22 protein-coding genes are annotated in these 22,157 nt (G+C 45.4%); 7 read left to right on the top strand and 15 right to left on the bottom strand.

The genetic code is table 11. From position 1 onward, the window contains the following. Positions 1-180: 180 nt before the first annotated feature. The 3 genes from pruA to DOM22_RS13890 all read right to left on the bottom strand — a co-directional run bounded on the left by pruA (position 181) and on the right by DOM22_RS13890 (position 4,321). Positions 181-3,132 (bottom strand): L-glutamate gamma-semialdehyde dehydrogenase, encoded by a 2,952-nt coding sequence (gene pruA, locus DOM22_RS13900; protein ID WP_142700959.1) that lies wholly within the window; start codon positions 3,130-3,132, stop codon positions 181-183. Positions 3,133-3,245: 113 nt separating this feature from the next. Continuing rightward, positions 3,246-3,833 carry a fumarylacetoacetate hydrolase family protein gene (locus tag DOM22_RS13895; RefSeq protein ID WP_142700958.1) on the bottom strand — a complete coding sequence of 196 codons (588 nt, stop codon included), beginning with the start codon at positions 3,831-3,833 and terminating at the stop codon, positions 3,246-3,248. Beyond that, positions 3,830-4,321: a phosphoglycerate mutase family protein gene (locus tag DOM22_RS13890; RefSeq protein ID WP_142700957.1), complete on the bottom strand. Its 492-nt coding sequence runs from the start codon at positions 4,319-4,321 to the stop codon at positions 3,830-3,832. Before DOM22_RS13890 ends, DOM22_RS13895 begins: the two co-directional genes overlap by 4 nt. Positions 4,322-4,407: 86 nt before the next feature. Here DOM22_RS13890 and DOM22_RS13885 point away from each other — a divergent pair, with 86 nt between their 5' ends. Together DOM22_RS13885 and DOM22_RS13880 are read left to right on the top strand one after the other, a co-directional pair. Beyond that, positions 4,408-5,307: an Hsp33 family molecular chaperone HslO gene (locus DOM22_RS13885; RefSeq protein WP_142700956.1), complete on the top strand. Its 900-nt coding sequence runs from the start codon at positions 4,408-4,410 to the stop codon at positions 5,305-5,307. 157 nt (positions 5,308-5,464) lie between these two features. Then, a complete protein-coding gene (locus tag DOM22_RS13880; RefSeq protein WP_168196659.1) occupies positions 5,465-6,661 on the top strand; it encodes a HAMP domain-containing sensor histidine kinase in 1,197 nt (398 codons plus the stop codon). Here the strand turns inward: DOM22_RS13880 and DOM22_RS20120 are convergent. From DOM22_RS20120 to DOM22_RS13865, 4 genes are all read right to left on the bottom strand, one after another. Then, positions 6,658-7,131, bottom strand: coding sequence for a hypothetical protein (locus tag DOM22_RS20120; RefSeq protein ID WP_246845655.1), 474 nt, complete (start codon positions 7,129-7,131; stop codon positions 6,658-6,660). The genes DOM22_RS13880 and DOM22_RS20120 overlap by 4 nt on opposite strands. Further along, entirely contained in the window at positions 7,109-7,576 is a 468-nt protein-coding gene (locus DOM22_RS20115) for a hypothetical protein (protein WP_246845654.1), read from the bottom strand. Before DOM22_RS20115 ends, DOM22_RS20120 begins: the two co-directional genes overlap by 23 nt. Continuing rightward, positions 7,576-8,040, bottom strand: a complete 465-nt coding sequence (locus tag DOM22_RS13870; protein WP_142700954.1) for a hypothetical protein — start codon at positions 8,038-8,040, stop codon at positions 7,576-7,578. The genes DOM22_RS20115 and DOM22_RS13870 overlap by 1 nt, the downstream gene beginning before the upstream one ends. A gap of 100 nt (positions 8,041-8,140) precedes the next feature. Beyond that, entirely contained in the window at positions 8,141-9,136 is a 996-nt protein-coding gene (locus DOM22_RS13865) for an isocitrate/isopropylmalate dehydrogenase family protein (RefSeq protein WP_142700953.1), read from the bottom strand. Positions 9,137-9,445: 309 nt separating this feature from the next. Between DOM22_RS13865 and DOM22_RS13860 the strand changes: the two genes are divergently transcribed. The 3 genes from DOM22_RS13860 to DOM22_RS13850 all read left to right on the top strand — a co-directional run bounded on the left by DOM22_RS13860 (position 9,446) and on the right by DOM22_RS13850 (position 10,830). Beyond that, positions 9,446-10,054 (top strand): matrixin family metalloprotease, encoded by a 609-nt coding sequence (locus tag DOM22_RS13860; RefSeq protein WP_142700952.1) that lies wholly within the window; start codon positions 9,446-9,448, stop codon positions 10,052-10,054. A 111-nt stretch (positions 10,055-10,165) separates the two neighbouring features. Beyond that, positions 10,166-10,408 carry a hypothetical protein gene (locus DOM22_RS13855; protein ID WP_142700951.1) on the top strand — a complete coding sequence of 81 codons (243 nt, stop codon included), beginning with the start codon at positions 10,166-10,168 and terminating at the stop codon, positions 10,406-10,408. Between the two features lie 122 nt (positions 10,409-10,530). Next, complete coding sequence (locus tag DOM22_RS13850) at positions 10,531-10,830, top strand: helix-turn-helix transcriptional regulator (protein ID WP_246845653.1); 300 nt, start codon at positions 10,531-10,533, stop codon at positions 10,828-10,830. Between the two features lie 39 nt (positions 10,831-10,869). On the opposite strand, the gene DOM22_RS13845 is transcribed toward DOM22_RS13850, so the two are convergent. From DOM22_RS13845 to DOM22_RS13835, 3 genes are all read right to left on the bottom strand, one after another. Beyond that, a complete protein-coding gene (locus DOM22_RS13845) occupies positions 10,870-12,153 on the bottom strand; it encodes a hypothetical protein (protein ID WP_142700950.1) in 1,284 nt (427 codons plus the stop codon). A 32-nt stretch (positions 12,154-12,185) separates the two neighbouring features. Further along, on the bottom strand, positions 12,186-12,497 hold the full coding sequence (locus DOM22_RS13840; protein WP_142700949.1) for a hypothetical protein: 312 nt from the start codon (positions 12,495-12,497) through the stop codon (positions 12,186-12,188). A 396-nt stretch (positions 12,498-12,893) separates the two neighbouring features. Next, on the bottom strand, positions 12,894-13,211 hold the full coding sequence (locus DOM22_RS13835) for a hypothetical protein (protein ID WP_246845652.1): 318 nt from the start codon (positions 13,209-13,211) through the stop codon (positions 12,894-12,896). A 183-nt stretch (positions 13,212-13,394) separates the two neighbouring features. On the opposite strand from DOM22_RS13835, the gene DOM22_RS13830 reads away from it, so the two are divergent. After that, complete coding sequence (locus DOM22_RS13830) at positions 13,395-14,252, top strand: PBECR2 nuclease fold domain-containing protein (RefSeq protein ID WP_142700948.1); 858 nt, start codon at positions 13,395-13,397, stop codon at positions 14,250-14,252. Positions 14,253-14,255: 3 nt separating this feature from the next. Continuing rightward, positions 14,256-15,425, top strand: coding sequence for a sugar MFS transporter (locus DOM22_RS13825; protein WP_142700947.1), 1,170 nt, complete (start codon positions 14,256-14,258; stop codon positions 15,423-15,425). Positions 15,426-15,499: 74 nt separating this feature from the next. Here DOM22_RS13825 and DOM22_RS13820 read toward each other — a convergent pair whose 3' ends face one another. From DOM22_RS13820 to DOM22_RS13800, 5 genes are all read right to left on the bottom strand, one after another. After that, positions 15,500-16,255: a hypothetical protein gene (locus tag DOM22_RS13820; protein WP_246845650.1), complete on the bottom strand. Its 756-nt coding sequence runs from the start codon at positions 16,253-16,255 to the stop codon at positions 15,500-15,502. Positions 16,256-16,800: 545 nt separating this feature from the next. Further along, positions 16,801-17,844 (bottom strand): hypothetical protein, encoded by a 1,044-nt coding sequence (locus DOM22_RS13815; protein WP_142700945.1) that lies wholly within the window; start codon positions 17,842-17,844, stop codon positions 16,801-16,803. A 311-nt stretch (positions 17,845-18,155) separates the two neighbouring features. After that, a complete protein-coding gene (locus DOM22_RS13810; RefSeq protein WP_142700944.1) occupies positions 18,156-19,904 on the bottom strand; it encodes a hypothetical protein in 1,749 nt (582 codons plus the stop codon). A 91-nt stretch (positions 19,905-19,995) separates the two neighbouring features. Then, the gene (locus DOM22_RS20110) at positions 19,996-20,499 is read right to left on the bottom strand and encodes a hypothetical protein (protein WP_246845648.1); all 504 of its coding nucleotides are present in this window, start codon (positions 20,497-20,499) and stop codon (positions 19,996-19,998) included. Between the two features lie 205 nt (positions 20,500-20,704). Continuing rightward, positions 20,705-22,141: a lipase maturation factor family protein gene (locus DOM22_RS13800; protein ID WP_142700943.1), complete on the bottom strand. Its 1,437-nt coding sequence runs from the start codon at positions 22,139-22,141 to the stop codon at positions 20,705-20,707. Positions 22,142-22,157 lie beyond the last annotated feature (16 nt).

Genomic DNA, 22,157 nt, shown 5'->3' with positions numbered 1-22,157 from the left:
GAAGTGTTTTTAATTTCGTGAACCATCGTTCGAAAATGGTTTTATCCAAAAGGGGTGGGGGGAGATAGGGCAATGATTACTAATAAACTAAAGTAATCTTTACTAAAATGTAAATGATGAAGGCAAAAAAAAGGCCGATCATTTCAGATCGGCCAGGGAAACCTAAGAAATATTAAGTGTTTATTCGCCTTCAGCGGGTGCGAAGCCACGGCGAAGGGTGTTTTCTGTGATAGCGGCTGGTTCCATGTATTGCTTGATGTAATCAGGGCCGCCGGTTTTAGAACCGATGCCTGACATTTTAAAGCCACCGAATGGATGACGGTCCACCATCGCGCCTGTGATGCCGCGGTTGATGTACAGGTTGCCCACTTCGAATTCTTCTTTTACACGAGCGATGTTAGCAGGGGATCTAGAGAACATACCACCTGTCAGAGCGTACTCTGTGCTGTTGGCGATTTCGATCGCTTGATCCAAGTTTTTCGCTTTGATCACGGCTACAACCGGTCCAAAGATTTCTTGTTGAGCTAATTTTGCGTCGCCTGGAACGTCACCGAAGATTGTTGGTGGAACGTAAAAACCATTATTGGGTGCAACACCCTTGAACAATAGTTTGTTCGTTTTTTCGCCTTCAGCGATAGTGTGCATGATACGCTCATAAGCTTCCTGGTCCACAACCGGGCCCATGTAAGCTTTTGGATTTTCCGCAGACTTTACCTCGATAGAGCGGGCAGCTTCAACCAAGCGTTCTGTGAAACGATCGTAAACTTCTTCAAGTACGATCACGCGGCTGGCCGCTGAACATTTTTGTCCAGAGAAACCAAACGCCGAGTAAAGAACTCCGTCGACTGCTTCATCAAGGTCCGCATCGTTATCGATGATGACAGCGTTCTTACCGCCCATTTCGATAATGCATCTCTTGACGTGCTGTTGGCCGGATTGAACCATTGAAGCTCTGTTCAAGATATGAAGGCCCACAGCTTTTGAACCCGTGAAGGCGATTGTCGTCGTGAATTTGTGGTTCACGATGTATTCGCCCACTTCTTCACCCAAACCTGGCAAGAAGTTCACAACACCTGCGGGGAAGCCAGCCTCAACGATCATTTTCATCAAGCCCCAAGCAACCACTGAAGATTGCTCTGCGGGTTTCATCACCACAGTATTTCCTGTCACAGCCGCAGCCGTCACCATGCCGGCCATGATCGCTAGCGGGAAGTTCCAGGGAGCGATGACTGCCGTCACACCACGTGATTTATAGATGTAGTGAGAAAGTTCGCCTGGCAAGCCACCCACGCGAAGTGGTTTTTGAAGGTTGCGCATGTCGCGTGCGTAGTATCGACAGAAGTCGATCGCTTCGCCCACGTCACCATCAGCTTCCGCCCATGGTTTACCAACTTCCAAAACTTGCTCTGCGATCAATTTGAAACGATCGCGTTGCATAAGATCTGCAAGTTTATCAACCAAAGCCGCACGTTGCTCTGCCGGAACATTTTTCCAAGTTTTGTAAGCGGTTTGGGCCGCTTGCATGGCTTGTTCAGCTTGCTCGATAGTGGCCATGTGGATTTTACCGACAACTTGCGAACTTTCAGAAGGGTTCACGCGATCAAAGATCTTTGCAGAGGTTTGTTCTTTGTTGTTGATCATCACGGGCACAGTTACGGGAAGTGATGCGCGTAAAGTCGCGATGGATTTTTCCATTTTTTCGCGGTCGGCTTTAACAGCGAAATCCAAAAGCGGTTCGTTATAGAACTTGCCTGGCTTTTTCGGGAGAGTCGCTGAAGTTGGAGTCAAACCACTTGCAGGATCTTTCAAAAGTTCCGCGGTGGTTTTGTTATCAGCGAATTTTCCACGCAACCATGATTCGTTGGAAGAGTTTTCAAGCAAGCGGCGAACGAGATACGCCATACCTGGAATCAATTCTCCCACCGGAGCGTATTCACGCATGCGGTAGCCCATCTCGACGATGGTTTTTTTGATTGGCTCGGCCATTCCGTAAAGCATTTGGAATTCCAAAGCTTCTTTAGGAATATTTAATTGCTCAGCGTAAATCATACAAGCGGCGATTGTTCTTACGTTGTGAGACGCAAAAGCCGGGCGGATGTATTTGATGTTTTCCAGGAAGTACTTTGCGCACACTTCATAGTTCGCATCAGATTCAGCTTTGTTGGTGTAGACCGGAACCGGCCAGCCACGCTGTTCCGCTTCGATTGTTTCGTAATCCCAGTAAGCGCCCTTAACCAGGCGGACCCAGAATGGAGTGCCACGTTTTTTTGCGAAGTCCGTCAGCATTTTGACGTCTTCGAAAGAATCACGCAGATATGCCTGGATCACGATTCCAAAGGATTTGTAGTTTTTGAATTCGTCTTCATTGATAAGCTCTGTGTACGCTTCCAATGTCAGGTGCTTAACGGAGTATTGCTCCATATCCAAATTGATGAAGACACCTTTTTGCATACCCAGACGGAAAATAGGGCGCATGCGATCTTTTAGGATTTTTTTAGATTCATCCCAAGCAGAGTCTTTGATTTGCGAATACAGTGCCGTCATCTTTACAGACACGTTCACTTTTGGAATTGCACCTTCATGATCGCGATCGATTTGAGGAATTTCGTCCCATTTTTCAGCGTCTTTTGCGAGCCACTCGATAAGCTCGATGCATTTGTTCGAGTATTCTTGCGCCTCTTTTTCAGACAAGATTGCCTCGCCCAAAATATCGACCGTGAAAGTCATTTTGTTTTTGCGCGCTTTTTTCAAGACTGGCAAAGCTTCATCTGGATTTTCACCCGTGATGAACATTTGCGCCATACCGACAACGTTTTTCTTAATCGCGCCAGCCATCAAGCCCGGAGCCAACGAGCCCAAGCCAAGGCCCACGTTGAAGACTGGAGGAAGTTTTCCGCCGTCTTCAGCAAAGTATTCTTTCAAGTGACGAGCCACTTCGTCGCCCGAGTTGATAGAAGGAAGCACGTCCACGAAACGGAACATGTTGGTTTTGAATTTTTCATTTTTCATACTCCATTCCATGATGGAGCCGTACCAGAAATCTTTGGAGAAGATGGAAGCCTTGGATTGGCCTTCCATGCGTTTCATGATCTCTTCGCCACGAGTGACGATCTTCGATTGGATATCGTTCATAACTAAGCCTTTGTGTGCGAGCGAAAAGGGCCCGCAATTCTTCAATATGATTGCGTGGAATATTCGCTCTACAGGCTTAGATTTTCAAGGAAATTAGATGGAGCGGGCGCGCGCTATTTAACGGTCCATTTGTGAGTGATTTTCCCCACAATTTCCGCCACCAAGACATCGCCAGGTTTCACGGGCCCAACTCCTGCGGGGGTTCCAGTTAAAAGCAGGTCTCCCGCCACAACAGGGAAGTGTTGACGCACATAGTCTATCTGCTCTTCATAGGAGAAAATCATAAGCGACGTATTGCCGTTTTGGCGAAGCTCGCCGTTGACCATCAGTTTGATGTCGATTTTCCGAAGCTCATCCAAATCTCCCACGGGGAAGAACTTTGAAATCGGACAAGCTTCAGTAAAACTTTTTGCCAAGGTCCAAGGTTGGCCTTTGGCTTTTAGCTTCGATTGTAAGGTGCGTTCGGTTAAATCCAAAGCCACACAGGCTGCGGAGATCTGCAAGTTTTCATCAAATTGCAAAGCGATCTCCACTTCGTGATGAACATCCGTCGCCCATTTCGGCAGATGTATTTCCGAGTGAGCTACGGTCGCACAGCTGCCAGCTTTCAAAAATACTAATGGCTCCGTTGGAACCTCGTTACCCAATTCTTTCGCGTGTTCGACATAGTTGCGACCGATGGCCCAGATATTTTGAATCATGTGGAAACCTTTTTCAGTTCAAGAAATTTAAACATTCCGTCTGTGGAAATTTCAAAACCCACGCACTGACAAGGTATCCAGTGGCTAAAGCGGTCGTCTGACAAATCCGTTTCGCTGGGGATGACCGACATGGCTTCAATGACCCAGTCATAGTGCGAGCACATGTAAATCACATCATTTTCCGCTTCCGTTGCCTTTTCCAAAAGGTTGGAAATACGTCGACGGAAGATCTGCAAGGACTCATCGCTTTGTTGTTCCAAAAGAGCTTCCTGGTCTACCAAGGGCAACTTAAGTTGTTCTGATAGAGGACGAAAGGTGCTGTGAGTCCGTTTTCGTGGGGAAACCCAAAGCTGAGTGGGTTTTGGCATTTCATTTTTAAGGACTAAATCCAAAAGAGTCGACGCCTGACCATGGCCCTCGGGAGTCAGGTCGGGATCTCCAGAGAAATCCATGGCTTTTTGGGCGTGGCGAAAGATATAAATCTTCATAATACGGCTCTGCTATTGAAGCTTGAATTTATAGTGACGCTTTGTTAGTTTCGGCTGTTATTTTCTATCTATTTTGGGAGTTTGTCATGGGTAAAGAACGTGTTCACCGCTTTGTCTCCAAAGATCTGACAGTGCGTATCGCTGCAGTCAATGCAACGGAAGTTGTTCGACACATGCAGGATCTACAAGATACCTATCCTTTGGCGACAGTAGCAGTTGGCCGCGGTATGGTGGGAGCCTTGTTGATGGCATCACACTTGAAGGATGGGCAACAGGTCGGTCTTTTGTTCCGTGGGAATGGTCCTTTGAGCAGCGTCTATGCAGAGGCAAGCTATGAAGGTCATGTGCGTGGTTACACACCAAATCCACACTACCAACCTGAAAATTACGACAATGGCTTGAGCCTAAAAAAAGCGATCGGTATCGGTCTTTTGACAGTGGCTCGCCACCAACCATTCCAAAAACAACCCTTCCAGGGAACCGTGGAACTGGTGAGCAGTGAAATCGGCGACGACATCGCTCACTATTTACACCAATCCCATCAAATTCGTTCTTTGGTTTCTTTGGGCGTGTACCTGGATCAAAACGGAAAAGTCCAATCCGCAGGTGGAGTCATGATTGAAGTGATGCCAGGAGTGGAAGAAGACATGGTTGAAAAAATCATTTCTAATTACGAATCGAAAAAACCGAATATCTCGAAAATGTTGAACGAAGGTGCGACTTGTGTCGACCTGGTAGCTCCCTTCATGGAAGGCATTCCTTACGAAGAAGTTGAGCATGACTATACTGTTGAATACTCTTGTCCATGCACGAAGGCTCGCGTGATCCGCGCGCTGGAAGCGATGGGGGAGGCAGAACTTCAAGACATGCTGGATAAAAAAGAAGAAGTCCACGTGACTTGCCAAGTGTGCGGCAAACCTTACGACGTTTCACTCGAAGAAGTGCAGGATCTAAAAAATTTGTTACATCGTGAATCGATGAACTAAAAAAAGGGAGCTCGAAAAGCTCCCTTTTTTATTTGTATCACTCTGAGACAACTCGTTTTGAGGCGTCATTCGATAAATGTCACTTGTTGATAGTTTTGGCGTCCAAACGCGCGGTGGTGGGCGGCGGGGTGGAGCAGTCTTTGCTTTGTTTAGGGGTATGATAAGACCATCCTTAAACCTTATTAAACGCAGCTCTTGGCCCTGGATGTCGGCATTTATGGCGGCCATCCTGGCGATCTCTGTTCTTAGCTTCGTGGTTGAGGTCCGCCGTGCGCAAGGTGCGGTTGCCCAGTATTTTGCGATCTGGGAAGAGGACATTGCAAAGTCTTTGCTGGTAAAGCAAGATTCCACTTTGCTGGATAAAATCCTGGGTCAGCTTAAAGAAGTTCACAGCTCGGTCGCGCAGGTTTCTGTGAAACCACGTGATGGAATGTGTGCTTTTGAAAATGACATTCCAATCACTTTGTTCTCGTTGCCAGCGGGACAGGTGCAAGTTTGTTATTCCAGTGCGGATCTGGCTTTAAAAACAGTTTCTTCGCCGATTTTTTTGATTGGTATCTTTTTAGGTTTGGTCTTTGTTTCCTTCGGTTCAAGACGTGAACTTTTGAACCGTCTGCAAGAGCAAAAACTGCAATCAGAGTTGGATCGCAATAAGGAAATTTCTGAAATCTCCCGTCAAGTGGCGCACGATATTCGGGGGCCGTTGATGGCACTTACGACTTTAACTCAACTTTCTCACGAAATGAGTAATGAAAAGAAAGAACTTCTGGGACTTGCAGTGGGTCGCATTCGTGGGATCGCTGAAGATCTTTTGCAGCGTGGCCGTGCAATGAAGCAAGAGGAGCAATCTCCAGCACAGGTTGCGAATACCAAAAAAGTGGTCAATGGCGCTGACGTGATTCAGGTCGCAGACCGTATTTTAAAAGAATTTAAATTTTCTTATCCAAATATCGAGTTCACTTGGCATCAACACGTGAAAGCTGAAAAGTTGATTGTGCCTTTAGATGAGATCAAGTTGCTGCGAGTTCTGGGAAATATTTTGAATAACTCGGTTGAGGCGGCTCCAGAATCTGAAGCGAGCGTCAGTATTTCCTTGCTTGATCGCGATCAAAACTGGCTTTTACAAATCATGGATAATGGCAGCGGTATTCCTGAAGATATTCTTCCGCAATTAATGGAAGAAGGAAAAAGCTTCGGTAAGGAAAACGGCAATGGTCTGGGGCTGTTTGATGCTCGCAAAGCTTTGCAGGCGGTTGGTGGTGATTTGCAGCTTCGTTCTCGTGTGGGAGTGGGCACTCAAGTGATCATGATCATTCCCAAAATCACTGCCCACACGACAGAAAAAATCTCTTAGTTTTCGATTTTAATTCCTAAAACATTTTCGATAGTTTTATCATAAATATCTTTTTTCTTTTGCCCGGCACCTGCCGGGTCTTTTTTGCGAGCAATCGCAAGATCCACGGTGAAGGCTCTAAAAAGATCTGATTCCTTTTCTGTGTAAGCGACATTGAAATGATATTCGCGGTCTTTGCAGTAAGCCGTCATCGCCACGGGCGCTTCCAATTTTTTGGCAGCAGTCAGTTGAATTTCTGACACGTTCAGAGTGGTGATTTTTGTTTCCAGCACTGAATCAGGGACCGCTTCTACGTTTTCGATGGCACATGGAAACGTAATCACGAGTGGCGCTTTTTCACGAATGCCCAAAGTTCCGGAGATGAGCATTGCCTCTGGCGAAGTCTGAGGGATTTCCATCTTCGTGATCAGCAAACCCCAAGGATTTTCTAAAGTTCGTTCCGTATCTTCAATCGCTAAATCCACAGCCACGTAGAGCTGATTTACTTTTCCCTGTTGTTCGCTGATTTTGCAACGAGAGCAGGGCGCGGTACTGATTGCCGCCCGTATTCGTTAACGACAGCAGCAAGCTTCGTTGGTTCAAAGACTTGCTTTGAATTTTATCACGCAGGCGCTGCACTTCTTGGATGCGTTTTTCGCGCAAATTTTGCGACATCAAGAAAGTCAAAGACGTCTGAGATTGCCAGAAATTATTAGAGTCATAGGTAAAATAGCGATCCAGGTACTGGCGCATGAAAGTGACTTTTTCCATCTCGCTCAGCTGGAAATTTTGCGGGCGGTCTTTGTCAGCCCCCGACATGTCCGTGGTGATCGCAATCACCCTGGGATTTGATCTTAATTGCCAGTAAAGAACACTCACGACGGAGGCCCATAAAAAACTTGCTGCAAATAAGATCTGCCAAAGGTGTTTTTTCATTAGTCGTTTTTCTCAAGTGGCAGGATTTCAATCATCTGGTCGCGGTGGTATTTTTTGTTCGGCCCCTCATCCACCCACTGATCAATTTTGTATAATTTGATTTTGGCTTTGCCGCTTTGGAAATACTTTTTATCCGCGGCGCCTTTGGTTTCTTTTAACAAAGTGGCAGTGCCGCTTTGAAAGAAATCCAGCTGCGCTTTCATTTTTTCGTTTTCTAAACGAACCATGTCCATATCGGTTTTATCATTGAAATAGAAATTTGCGGCCACTGCGGCAACCACACCGACTATACCACCCCAATACATCGCATGAAGCTCGGCTCTTTCATCTTCTGGAGCTGTTGACGCTCCAATCACAGCACCCACACCCACTCCGGCCAGAGTGGTCGCTAAACGGCTTTTTTGATTGGTCGCACAGGCAGAAAGAAGGGAGCACACGCACAGTAGTAAAATCGATTTTTTCATGCCTTAATGCTAAGGATGTTTAGTCCAAGTGTTAAGTAAAAAAAAAAGCCTCTTAAGTTTTTCCTTAAGAGGCGGGCTAGTCAAATTGAGTAGGGTGCGACTACAGTTTTTGAATAATCGCATCAGTAAAGGACTGAGTCGTGCCTTTACCACCCAAATCGCCTGTGCGGGCGTTGATATCAGACAATGCTGTAATCAATGCTTTCATAATAGAGTCGGCTTTTCCGTGCTCGCCAATATGTTGAAGCATCATCACTGCCGATTGCAAAAGCGCTGTGGGATTGGCTTTGTTTTGTCCTGCGATATCAGGTGCCGAACCGTGAACGGCTTCAAAGATCGCTGCTTTTTCACCGATGTTTGCGCCAGGGACAACACCCAAACCACCAACAAGACCTGCGCACAAATCAGACAAGATATCGCCATACAAGTTTTCAGTAACGATCACATCAAACTGTTGTGGGCGAGTTACCAGCTGCATGCAGGCGTTATCTACGATCACGTCTTTCGTTGCGATATTTGGATACTGCCAGCCGACCTCTTGTGCGACTTTCAAGAACAAGCCGTCAGACATTTTCATGATGTTCGCTTTGTGCACGATGGCGACTTGTTTGCGACCGGTTTTCTGAGCTAAGTCATACGCGTAACGTGCGATTCTCTCAGAACCACGACGAGTGATGCGTTTGATAGACTCCGCCGTGTTTTCATCAACCATGCGCTCGATACCAGCGTAAAGATCTTCGGTGTTTTCGCGCACAATCGTCAAATTCACGTCAGAGCATACGCATTGAACTCCCGGAAGTGAGCGAACAGGTCTGACATTAGCGTAAAGATCGAATTTCTGTCTCATTGTCACGTTGATGGATTTGTGACCGCCCCCCACTGGCGTTGTTGTCGGGCCTTTGATTGCCAAGCGAGTTTTATTGATGGAATCCACTGTATTTTGAGGAAGAAGGTCGCCTAACTTTGCTAGGGCGATTTCACCGGCTTGATGCTCTTCATATTCGAAGGGTGCATGCACGTGTTTCAGAACACGGATTACTTGGGTCATAATTTCGGGGCCAATACCATCGCCTGGGATCACAGTTAGTTTCATCATAGTTTGCCTTTCAGAATGCTCATTTTTACCAAGGTTGGGCTCAAACCTCAATATATTGGTTTTAAAACTCCCCATTTGCGGCGGGAGAGTGGCAAAAACTTAGACACCTAAATTGTCAATAAATACGTATATTTAGCAACGTTTTGGAGTGGTGACTGTGTCGTTAACAGCCGAGTGCCCGTCTCACGGGCAGAATGCCAAAAAGCGTAATTATTTAAAAAGTATGGAATTTCAGCGAGTTAGTGATGTCCCGCGGATGGAACAGGGTGGTCCTTTCTTTGTAATAGGTAACGACAGGAGGACACGCTCATGTGGAAGTGGATTGGCGTTGCATCGCTAGTTGTTATGGCTTTGACCTTAGAAGCCTGTGCGCCGAAATCTCAGGACAGCTGTGGTTTCGTACAGAATGCCTATGGTGAGCGCGTGTCGTGGAAGGCCGATGTGCCGGTGACGATGTATCTTCACGAGTCTGTTCCAGAACAATACGTGGCAGCGATTGTTAGTGCAGCCCAAACGTGGGAGCGCAACTCCGGTCGTCGATTATTTAATATCGTCACATCTCCTCGTATTACCGGTCCTAATAAGCCCATTCAAGACGGTAAAAACGTGATCTATTTCATGGATACGTGGGAAAACGACAAGCTTTCAGAGCAAGCTCGTACAACTGTTTTGTGGAACGGTGACCAAATCAAAGAAACTGACATTCGCGTTAATACGAAATTCACGTTCTATTGGAATCAGGGCAAATCCAACTCTGCTGTAAATATTGAGGCATTAGTGCTTCACGAAATGGGGCATGTTTTGGGTCTCAAACATAATGATCAAGGTGCTTCAGTGATGGCGACTTACCTGAAAAACGGTGACGACCGCACGGAGCTTGCCTCCCAGGATACAGTGGATCTGAAGTGCGAGTACTAGTGACTCGGCTTGTAAAAGTTTTATGTAAGTTTATTTAAGTTGAGAAGTCTTTTTTTAGAAATAGACTTTTATGTCGGCGCCTCAAAAGGCGCGCAGAATCAGGAGTTCACGATGAGAGTAGTAAATAAAAATGAAACAGTAAAAGTTGAAGAAAACACAGTTGCTGAATCATTCATGGACTCTTTTGTTTCTTCTGAACCCATTGCTCACACGAGCTACCACGAACTTTCGGACAAGCCTGTTCAAGAAGTCGATGCCATTGCTCAATTGCACTCTAATCTTGAAATGCTTTACGATATCCAAACAAGATTTAGTTTCGTTATGCGCGAAGTGCGTTATCTTTTGAAGGCCTAAACGTCATTTAATTGAGCCTGACAAAATAGTTACAAGTTTTTCATTACCTTCAAACACATGTTAGATGACATATAAGAAATTTTCGCATTTGATGTTCTTCAGAGGAGAACTCCATGCAGGATATGATTAAGTCAACATGTGCACACGTATGTATCCCGACTGGCGGAATTCATCCTATCGTTTCGCGCCAGTTCCAAAAATGGGGTCTTACGAAAACCGAAGGTGACATCGGTCTGTTGCTGCTTAAGGGTCTCAGTCTGCGAGCTATTGCTCAAACTCGTGGAACATCAGAGACTACCGTCAGACAACAAGCATTGATTCTATACAAGAAAGCATCCGTAGAGGGACGTCATCAGTTAGCGGCTTACTTTCTTGAAGATCTTCTGAATCCTTGCCAAGTGCCTAAGTTCGAGCTGTCATAAGGGGACCATCCGGTCCCTTTTTTTTTGCTAATAATTTGATTAGGCTTTGCGGCTAAAGCCGGTAGCTGAACCTTTTGGGATTGTGTAAACCACGAAGTCGCCATCACGCTCGCGGGTCATGCCCTCGGCGATAATGGGCTTGTCGAAATTGAATTCCTCACGGAAGGTTTGAAAGCTGCTGGAGCTTACGGCTTTGGATTCGTCTTCAACTTTGTCTTTGAATGCACGTTGACCAGCCACGATGGCTTTGTCTTTTTGAATGTTCACGCGAACAGCATCTTTTTCATGTTCAGGCACGAATGCTCTTAGAACATAAAAGTTTGAGGATTCTTGGAGTACGCTGCCACGGTTTTCAACTTTATAAAAGGGATCGTTTTCTTTTGTTTGGTATTTGCCGGCTTCCTTTACGAATTCTGCACGGGTAGCAGCTAGTTCCTTAGCATACATTTCTTCCTGGATACTTAAGGACTCGCGGTTTGCGGCATTATTTTTAACGTATGTGCTTTGGAAATGGTCGTGCTGATTTTTAAGCTCTTTTTCGTAAGCCTTTTTGTTTTGCATAACACGCTGGCTGTACTGACTATTCAGATTCTTTTCTTTGCTGTCCCATTGCTGCTGATTTTTTTCATAGCGTTTTTCAGCATCGGCATCAGAACGGGCTAATTTCTTTTCTTGAACTTGTTGTTGAGCAGCGATTTTGCCTTCGCCACGCTCCCGAACTTCGGCGAATTCTTTTTCTTGTTTTACGCGTAGATTTTCCTGAACATTTTTACCACGTTCAACTTCATTGCTGATGGCTTTTTCATTGGAAGTACGTTGATTCTCAAGACGTTTCTCGGCAAACGAATTGATCTCTTTCATATCCTTGTTGTAGCGCTCTTTGGCATTTTGCACATCTGCGGCAGATTTTTCACGAATCGCGCCGATCTGATTTTGCGCATAGTCTTCGGTTTCTTTGATTTTTTTGCCGGAGTCCTCTTGAACTGTCGCCAGCTGTTGCTGGCGTTTGTCGCGGGTCTCGTTCAATTTTTCATCGTAAGATTTTTGCAGGTTCGCTGTACGTGTGTTGTAGTTTTCGGAAAGCTGACGGCGCTGCTCGACAGATTCATCGACCATTTCTCTTTGGCGTTGTCGGATGTGGTTGATCGCAGCTTCGTTGCTTTCACGCACATTTTCTTTTTTCTCAGCGTAATGGCCGCGCAGTTCTTCCAACTGATCATCATTTTCTTTGCTAATCTGTTTTTTCTTACGATTGAACTCCGTCTGAAGTTCATTCAGCTCGGCCTGTTGAGATTTACGCGTAGAATTGTCGATAGATGACATATCTACTAGTGTATCAAAAAGAGGCAATCCGATTAAGGTGCTGGACTCTCGGAAGAGGGAATCTGGCCTTTCGGGTTGGGGCAGTGGGGAGTCATTCCACCAGTCCTGCCATAACAACGCCAGGTATCGATGTAAGTGACTTCTTCATCAGCAGCGACGGGATAGAAATAACGATATTGAACGGGGTCCAGGGTGCTTTCAACCAGACGAAAGCCTTGGTCGGCGGCGGCAGCTCCCGTCGATGCACGCTTGCTGATCTTTAAAACGAAAACGCGGTACTCAGCATGACTGAGTACCGGAGCCAGGAAAATAAAGAAAGCCGATAAGAGACGTCGATATTTCACAATACCCCTTATCGGCTTTGCGGTGGGAAAACATTATGGAGTGGGAATTTCGAAATTAGCGCATCCAATGCACATTGCTTTCGACGTTCGTGCATCCTGCATAAGCGGCGAATTTAATTTAAGAGCCGTCGTGGTACTTAGTTTCATAACGACAGAATAGCATTGGAATTCCGCGTTGCATTATTTTTCGATTTCGATGTCGAATTAGGACTCTAAGAAATCGACAGAAATTTCAAGATCTCAAAAATCGCCAAAAATGTTTGGAAAAGTGGAAAGGTATTAAACACTTTCGCTCGAAAAAGTGTCAGATGTGAGGGGGATGCCATGGCTTTAAGCAAAAGCAATGCGGCTCCGTTACTGCGGAGCTAAAAAAAATCCGTTTTTTTGAAACGGATTTTAGTGGGAGTGTTCGTGATTGGCGCGGACCGTATTTTCGACAATGTGAAAATACGCTCTGACAAGCATCTGGTAACTTTCTGAGTCCAAGGCTTGCAAGTACGCCATCTTCTCGAAATAGGTTTTCTTCGCGATGAGTTCCGTCATCACGTCTTGGACCTTTTTCATTTTGTCGAAGCTGTAGAAGTCTTTGTCGTCCGTGACTTCTTTAAGAACATTCGCGATGGTCGTGTTATCGAACAATACGTGAACACCCATTGCGGAATGAGAGAGAAGAGCTTCCATACGTTCAAGACTAGTTTCTTCTAAATTAGCCAAGATCGCCTCCTTGCGCCTTGATAGGACCAAATTTCACAGCTCAACATATTTTCGATGGTGAGGAAGAAATCTAAGAGTTGCAAGAGGAAAAAATCGGGGTCATGACGGGCCTTGTCGTGTCAGATTTTTTTCCTGTTGTTGCGAGGCAAGATTTCTCTCAATAATAGGCAATAAGGAGCCACGATGGCCAAAGCAAAAACTCGTCCTGTAAAAGCCAAATCTATCACTGAAAAAGAGTACATTGTCGTTGATGAAAAAGCCGGTCTAATCTTTGAAACCGAACAAGATCTTTATGGTTACTTTGAAACGATGATCAAAAAGTTTCAGGATGAGTATCAATCTTATCGAACTCCTGATGACTTCTCTGACGAAGATCAAATGTCCCGCGAAAATTATTTGGAGTCCACATTGGATGACCCAGATGAAGTTTGGATGGATAACTCGGCTTCCGATGATTACGCGGTTTATTATTTCATCCGTGAGTTCGAAGAGGGTGCGACGGCCTTTAAATACATCGCCATCGGTTATATGGCGGAAGAGGAAGAATACCCAACCTTCGTATTCATGCATTTCCCAACCCGTGACTCCCACGTTTGGCATCAGTATCAAAAGCAAGAAATGGTGTATGACCGTGGTTATGCTGAAGCTTCTGAAGGCGCGATCGAAGGCGATGCGATGCTAGAGGGCGATCCTTTGGCGGTGGGGCTTTACCAGGCGATGATGAAAGTGCGTACGGATAAAGACATTCCTCAGGAAAAGTTTCAAGAATTTGCGGAGCTTCGTGAAGAAACAATTGAAACCGCCGATGAAATCTGGAGAAAAACAGATACCGAAGGTCATGTTCTGGTGAGCTTTATCAAAGAATTCCCAGATCATGAGACTAAAGATCTGGTTTATGTTGCTGTTACTCAAGAAGATGAAGAAACCAATGTTCACTCGTTGTTATTCTCATTCCCGACCAACGATGAAGCCTTGGTGGATCGCTATCGCCAAGGTGAAAACTTACAGGCTGAAGAAGTAAGCCAGGAGTCTTCGCACTAACCAATGATTTGGCCTTATATCATCCTGTCCTATATTAGTTTATTCGTGTTTGGTCTGAGCGATAATGTGCGCGGACCTTTATTTCCGGAGATTATGAAAGAATTTGCAGTGAACGATTCCATGGGATCATGGATGTTTGCTTTAAGTTCTATCTCCGGTTTTCTTTCCAGCTATCTTGCCAGGCATTTGCTGCGACGTTTTGATCGCTTAACGGTGTTAAGGGGCGGGGCGATTGCTTTGATCATCTCTTTGGTGGGGCTGGCGACGGCACCACATTTTTATGTGTTCCTGGTGTTTTCCCTCTTTTTCGGTATGAGTTTGGGGATCGTGGGTTTGATTCCCAATGTCCTGGTTTCTTTGGGATCCAGCGAAGAACGTAAGCAGCAGCTTTTATCCGGTCTGCATGCGATGTACGGGGTGGCAAGTTTTTGTTCTCCTTTGATTGCAGCCTCTGTTGAATATTTGACCGGGAGCTGGCGCTGGACATTTGGCAGCATTACAATCGTGCCGCTGATTCTGTTGATTTATACTTGTCACGGCAGCCACGATAACTTGCATCAAAAAGCAGAGTTCGTTCCAGAGAATCATAAACTCAACAAAGCCCGCAACTTTAAGCCGCAGATGTTTTTGGCCTTGATGGTGAGTTTCTGTGTCTGTGCCGAGATCATGATTTCGTCGCGTTTAGCACTCTTCATGCGCAGAACCGCGAACTATGATATGGAGCACTCAAGTCTTTATGTGACGTACTTCTTTGTCGGCATGCTAACGGGAAGATCTTTGTTCGCCTTGATTAAGCTTCCAATCAGTCTGCGTGCGCAGCTTTCGATTTCTTTGGTGTTGACGGCTCTTTGCACTTTTGGCGGCGTTTATCTTCATCCGGTCTTTTTACCCATTGCAGGTTTCACGGTCGCGCCATTTTACCCTTTGGCGATCACTTGGATTTCGACAAAGTTTCCAACGGATCTTGATTCCGCAGTTTCCTATATGATGGCAACGGATTCAATGATGCTGGTCGGAATGCATTTGATGGTGGGACACTTTACCGATAACAACGGTATTGCCTTTGCGATGCTCTTGGGGCCGATCTATTGTTTCTTGTCGTTTCTTCTTGTTAATAGCTACGAGTATTTCTTTGAGCGCCATCAGCCTCAGGATGATTCCAACATCGCCTAAAAAGGAAAACGCCAACCTAGGGGGGGACCAGGTTGGCGTCTGTTTTTGGGGGTAAATTCAGGACTGCTTCAAAATTAGAAGCAATAGTTTTGTGCCATGCTTTGGAACTGAGAAGTCGTGTATCCAGTGCTTCTGTAAGAATAGAATGGGTGAAGCTGTTGCAACACACCAGCGCGAGCAGCGCCAGATGATTCAACTGCGTAAGCATTTGGGTTTGCAGAGAACAGTGGCAGAAGTCCATTGATCTCGTTCACTGATTTGTTAGTCGAAGAATTGTAAACTGAAACTTTCAAGGCATCAAACTCACCATTCGTATCTTTAAGGTTCGCAAGAATGATCACGCGTCCAAAGAAAGAAGTAGGGGAAGAGTAACCCATTGATAGGGCCATCGAAGAGATATCAGTCCATTTAATGGAAGTACCCCAGTTCGTAAGAAACTTTTTAGTTTGAGAATCATAAAGAGCTACTGGAACCGCAGAAGAATCCAAATAAGTAGAACCATTTGAATTAGCCAACCACTTCCAAAAAGCGATATAAGAAGTACCAGAAGAAAAATCCGTCGGTAGAGCCGTCAGCTTCAACCAAACCAGATCCATACGGTAAGAGTTCCCTTCAGTATAAGCCATCTGACGTACCGCCAAATTAGTCCCTGAAGTAGAGTTACAAACAGCAAGAGCCTTAGAATCCGACTCAGACACAGAAGAAATAACACCACGGCTAGCCAAATCCGTCGATTGTGCACCAGATGACCCACACGCCGTCATAAGCGCCGCACCTGCAACCAACATAGTAACCATCATATATTTTTTCAGAGTAGTGATCGTTTTCATAAAGCCCCCTTGCACACTGTTCACAAGACTATAGAGCAACATGAATGCCATATTTCACAATGAAACAACAAAATTACCCAAACAAATCCAACCACTTACAACTGCATTTTCCCTCTGAAAAACACAATCTCAATCCAATACGCCAAACATGCCCAGAAACGGCAGACACCAACGGTCCCCATCTCAAAGTGAAGCAAATTGAAAATCCAAAAACCAGTTTTGTTAATTGAATGAATCTTCAATCGAAGCCAATTCTCTGTGACAGGTTTCTTATTGGCACGCTCGTATCAATCCGAATCACCAGCGTCGAGATTGGGTAATCCCCACATGCAGCGACCTCCGTCGGCGCAGGATGCGCGAACCCGCCAAAGGCGGGCGACGGTGAGGCAAGGATGCCGTGTCGCGGAATGTGGGGATTACCCAAACTCGTCGCGGGTCGAACCGAACTGAACTACGACGGAGAAAAAAAGAAACCCCAACCACTATGGTTGGGGTTTTAGGGAAAATCCGTTTTATTAATAAAACGTGTTTTAAGAGTATTTCAATTACAGTGCGCAACGGTAGTCGGCTGAGTATGAACCGTTTGGCAATGAAGAAGTGAAGGTAACAATTTTACCGCTCACTGAGTAACCCGTAGTGATCGCAACACCCGATGAATTTTTCAACACGAAGTCGATTTTACCATCATTGTCAGAGTCAATTGGATTACAGCTTAAAGAAATCGATCTTGCCAAAGACACTGCGGCATTACCAGCGTTAGACAAGATGGAAGTATAGTCTGAAGCACACACTGAACCCAGCACTCCTCCAGTCATATTAGCTAGTGAAGAAGTGATCGGAGCATACGAAGCAGTCGAGCAAGAAGAGTCTGAAGGAGCTTTTACGATAGAGTCCACCATCATAACTTTTTCAGAACCAAATTTCGCCTGAACCATGCTAATCAAGTTGGATGGTTGAGACTTTTTAGTATCAGCAGAGCTTGAAGGGCAGTTACCGTTACTGCATTCGTCTTCGTCTGAGATAATAATCACAACTAGATTGGAATCTTTACGGAAGAAGGCCGCATTTTCAGAGCGCTCCATAGATCTATAGATGTTGTTGATAGGGCGTTCGTCACCACTACCATTCGCACCCAATTTGATAGCGTCGGCAAGTGCAGCTTGAGCTGCCGTGTCCGTCGTGTCGCCTTTTTTAAGGAATGAGCGATTCAACATGGGACGGAATTGTCCGTCACCCCAAGGTTGGTTCGCACCACTGGAATCAACTGTATTGACGCGAGGATCTGTCGTCGTCAAAGCGACTTGCCAGCTTAGACCTGACACCAGATTCATGAAGCCATTGATTTTAGAAGACATATTCGCTTGTTCTTCAAGCATGGAAGGAGAGTTGTCGACAACGAATAAGATATCGATGTTCGCGTTCTCCTTAATATCGAAGTTTTGTGACAAACCTCGAGAAGGGATAATTGAGTCCGTTGCATCAGAAGTAGACGATGCGGAAGTGGACTGTGAAAAACTCATGTCTTGTGGAGCACATGCGGATAAAGCAGCTAGTGAGAGAATCGAGATGATTGCATTTGTCTTTTTCATATTAACCCCTATGCGAGGGTCTATTGCATCGGATGTGCCAACCCGAGAGGGCCTAAAATCGTCGCCGGTGTATACGTGAGTAACACTGTAAAAAGAGTAGTTAACATTTCCAACAATTCTCATTTTATGAGGTCAATGAAACGTACTTTCTCGAGACGGGACTTCTGTTTTCACTAGGAATTTCAAGAGGGAACCGTCGAACACTTAACATAAGAAAGAAAAATACGATGGATTCTGTCTCAGACTGAATCAGCATCGTATTTTTTCTTTCGGGCAAATGTTTACAACTGGATTTTTCTGAAATTAATTGATTACTTTGTTTGCGCTTTTTTCAGGTCATCATCACTTACTAGGGACCAAGTCTTCCCACTGTTCTCCGAACGCATCAGAGCGTTGTTAAGGTACGGGGAAATAAATTCCGGTTGTCCCTTAGCGTCTTTCACCAGATACGGTGGGTACGGTCGCATGTTGCTGTACTCAACATATATATTGTCTTTGCGATCCATCGACATCACCTGGTACCAGTGAGTGTATTCGGGAGCATTTGGATACACGAGCACGCGAGCTTTGTTCCACTGAAAGGAATTCGACTTTCTGTCAAACTTACCATTTTGATAAACGAGGGCGCCGAAGTATTCAAAATCGAAAATGTTCTTATCATGCATCCACTGGCGATAAACAGTGTGAACCGTATCATCTGCACCTATCATCATGGAGATATAAGTTTGGCTGCCACCAGTCCAAAGCGGCGAACTGTAGTTGGATTTGTAACCTGTGTCTGCAGTGTTCATCGGTTCTTCTTTGCTCCACTCCAAGACAGAGTCGGGCTTTAAAGAATATGCCGAAGTAAAGTGAGAACCATGCCCCCCGGAAACGACGATCAAATTTCCATCCCAAGTACGAACAATTCCAGGTTGGTTGTGAGTATCATTTACCGGCCAGGATTTTAAAACAGCTTTCTTAGTGACCCTTTTGGTTTTCAGGTCGTATTCCGCAACCCAGATCTCGGAATAAGGTCTGTTGTTTTGGTCAGGTTTAGGAATGATCGGATTACCCTTTTGATCAAGTTTAGGCACGAAGTCGCGATTGGCTTCAAGCCACGTGACAAAATATTTTGAACCGGAACGAATGATCTTAGGTGAAGAGCCGCTACGATAGCCGATCTCTTGAGCGCTAAGACTTAGGAGTACGGGCTTTTCAGCAACGAGTTTTCCCTGGGAGTTTTTAGAAATAGGCTGAAGATAAAGTTTCCCCACCGTCCCAAGCCAAGAGTATGTTTTCTCAAAGCCCGGTAATTTGCCGTCGCTTAAAAAGTAAAGCATCGCTGGCGGTCGACTTAACGGGGCACGGTTGTAAGGGCGTTCCAAATCATAAAGTTGCGGCAGGGGACAGTTGTTTGTTCCAAGGACTCTGAAAACACAAGCAGTGTCTTTCGTTCCTACTAGTGGCAACGCTGCCCAGTTCAAACCCTGATCATCAGAATACATCATCACATAGGACGTATCTTTATTAAACACTGTGGTTTTCAAGCGAAGCACGGTGTACATGCGATCGGAGTTGTCGAAGACCGCCATTTTCGGGTCCCACAAAATATCCTGAACAGAGTTTAAAATAATATCCTGGGCTTTTTGATCATAGAACGGAAGCAGCTGACTTGCCATGAAAGGAAAGTGAGTCCACGAGCCATCGCGAAGAGTTTGGAAGCCATTGGCAACAGGGACTGTCTGTTGGCGATCATTATAACGGAAGTAAGGACGGTTTTTAGAGTCAAAGCTAGGCGAGGAGACAGCATAGCTGGGATGCCATTTGAAGTCCTGGCGCTCATGATAAGGAGCGATGAAGTCCGTTGCTTCTTTGAGTGACCTCATAGGTTTTTTTTCAAGCTTATCTGGGCTTGGGAAAGCTCTTAATTTAAGAGTTTCGAATTCAATCCTGCTAGAGCTTGCAAGATCTTCGCTGACGGTTTTTCTGGGAGAGAAATCAGAGTACTTCTTACCCGAGAAATATCCAATGACAAGGGCCACGCCAATACTGGCAACTGTGTATCTTGCTTTACTCACGTTCATATCCTGTATTTGGAGTCATATCAGAATATTTTGAACGATTTTCGAGCAGAAATCCCCCTCAAAAAGCTTTGAGGGGGTCTAGTTATTATTCGTTAGTTGTGGCCGGTTCGATCAGCCGAACAGTTAAATTGTAGACCGAATCACTCTCAGAAGGAGTTTCCAGATCTTTCGCTAACTGCTCTTGGAAGGTTTTAATCTTCTCTAGAGCGTGAGCATACTGTTCGCGTTTGATCTGGATGGCGATATGAGCGCCTTCAGATAAACCGCTGAGATCCCGAGTTTCGATGGTTCCCATCAACTCAGTTCGAGCCTTGACTCGACGTAGAGCCATCTCTTTCATCACAGCGCTACGCGCGTGTTCAGAGAGTGCTAAGTCGATAAAATACTCCTTTTCTGGTTGTGAAAGATTCAGTCTCTCCGCCAGATTAATTGCCCTAGCCTCGGAAAGTCCCATTTTACGATTCAGTATTTCACTGAGTCGTGAGCTGGGCATTTCCAGATCTCTGGCAAATGCTCTGAGCGAATAAGACGGATTCTTTTTTTGACGTCTTTCGAGTTCGCGTAAGATAAAGTCCCGATAGTTGTGCATGACTACCTAGCCTTTGGTTAGAATTTCCCCTAAAAACCATTTTGCGAGTTTCCAGGAAAAATCTCCAATTTATTTTTTGGTCCGTTTTCTCTTGATACGACCACTTGATTTTCAAGAAGTCAGTGCTCGTGAGAGTGAAAATACCGTGTGACCGTTTAGACAGCTGTCATTTTCCTAGTCACCCTGAGCCGGCACTTTAAGATGCTTAGGACTCTTCGTCCCTCTCAAAAATCGGAGAATACGGGGAAGCATGTCCTCGTTTCCACCATATATGCTGAGATTTTAGCTCCTCCCACGAACTGAAGAGATAGTGGTAGCGCACAAAGCGCAGTAACTTTGGTGATTTACCGTTGAATGGATCATGCTTCAAAAGTTCCTGCACGTCGGGGCTTTCATCAAACAAGCGAGTCACCAGATTTTGCAGCCACAGATTCTCATTAAAACTTTCCAGAGCTGCGAACCACATTTGCCAATCCAGGCGCGGTTGAAAAGGCGCAATCACCGTCGGGCGGTGGGAGAGCTTTGTGGGCTTATGCTTAAATTCATACTCAAGCCAAGTGTGCCCATCATCACTGCCTTCAAGAACGATCTCGGGGCGAGTTTTTGTCATCACCGCAAAAAGACCATAGGGATTCGTGATTCTAAAGGGAAAAAGAAAGCGCATCCACGGCAGCATGAAATCCAAAGACTTGCTGGATTCAAAAACGGTCTTATAAATCCAAAACAGGTTTCCCGGAAGAAGAACAACCAAAGCCACCACGGCGAATTCAGTGGAAACTCCGACGGGTAATATCCATGAGGTGCTTTCAAATATCCAGAAGGGGTCGGCGATAACGGAGGCACACAGGCCCAGAGTCAGTAAATTAAAGAATGCAAAGTTTCCAGTTAAAATAATCAGAACTTGCAGCCAAATTAACAGGCAGGCCGCGATAAAGCTAACGGGGCCTGGAACAAAAATAAAAAATGGCACGATGAGTTCGATAAAAAACAAGAGCAGACAACTGAACTTTTGAAAGCTTAGCGGTGCCTTTTCTAAAAACCAGGCGATTGGATTGGGCAGGGGTTGAGTCCAATAGTGAAATCTTAAGGCAGTGCAGTTCTTCCAGTCAGGATCTTTGTTCGCAAGTTTCACGACTCCCGAAGAAAACATCAGTTTAAACAGTAACACCCAAACTAAGCCCATCACCATGGGATGGATTTCATAAGCAGCAAAAGGTCGCCACTCGAAAGTGAAAGGCGCAAAAAATAAGGCGATGACCCCTAACTCCAAAAGAAGGTTGTCCCACTGATAGGACAAGAACACCTGCCCACAGCTGCAAAACGAAAGATAAAGCAGCCAGCAAAGAAGCAGCATCCAGGTTTGGCTAAATCCCAAAAATGCCAGGGTCGAAGCGAGCATTCCAATCAGGCAGGCCGCTTTTAATGTGAAGTCTCCAGAGGCAAACCAAAAAAAAGAAGGGAAGTGACGAAAGCGCGAAGCACCCAATTCTTTATCCAGAATATTTAAAAGATGGTCGATGGAAAGAATCCCGCGGGAACCAAAGAGACCCAGGACTTGAACGGATAAAGAAAGAAACGCAACAAAGTAAGTCAGTGCGAGGGCCTTACTTACCACCCAACTTGCAATAAGGTAGTGATTCACAAGACCCTCCTCAGAA

The sequence above is a fragment of the Bdellovibrio sp. ZAP7 genome (assembly GCF_006874645.1).
Lineage (GTDB): Bacteria > Bdellovibrionota > Bdellovibrionia > Bdellovibrionales > Bdellovibrionaceae > Bdellovibrio.
This window is presented reverse-complemented; position numbering and strand designations above follow the sequence as displayed.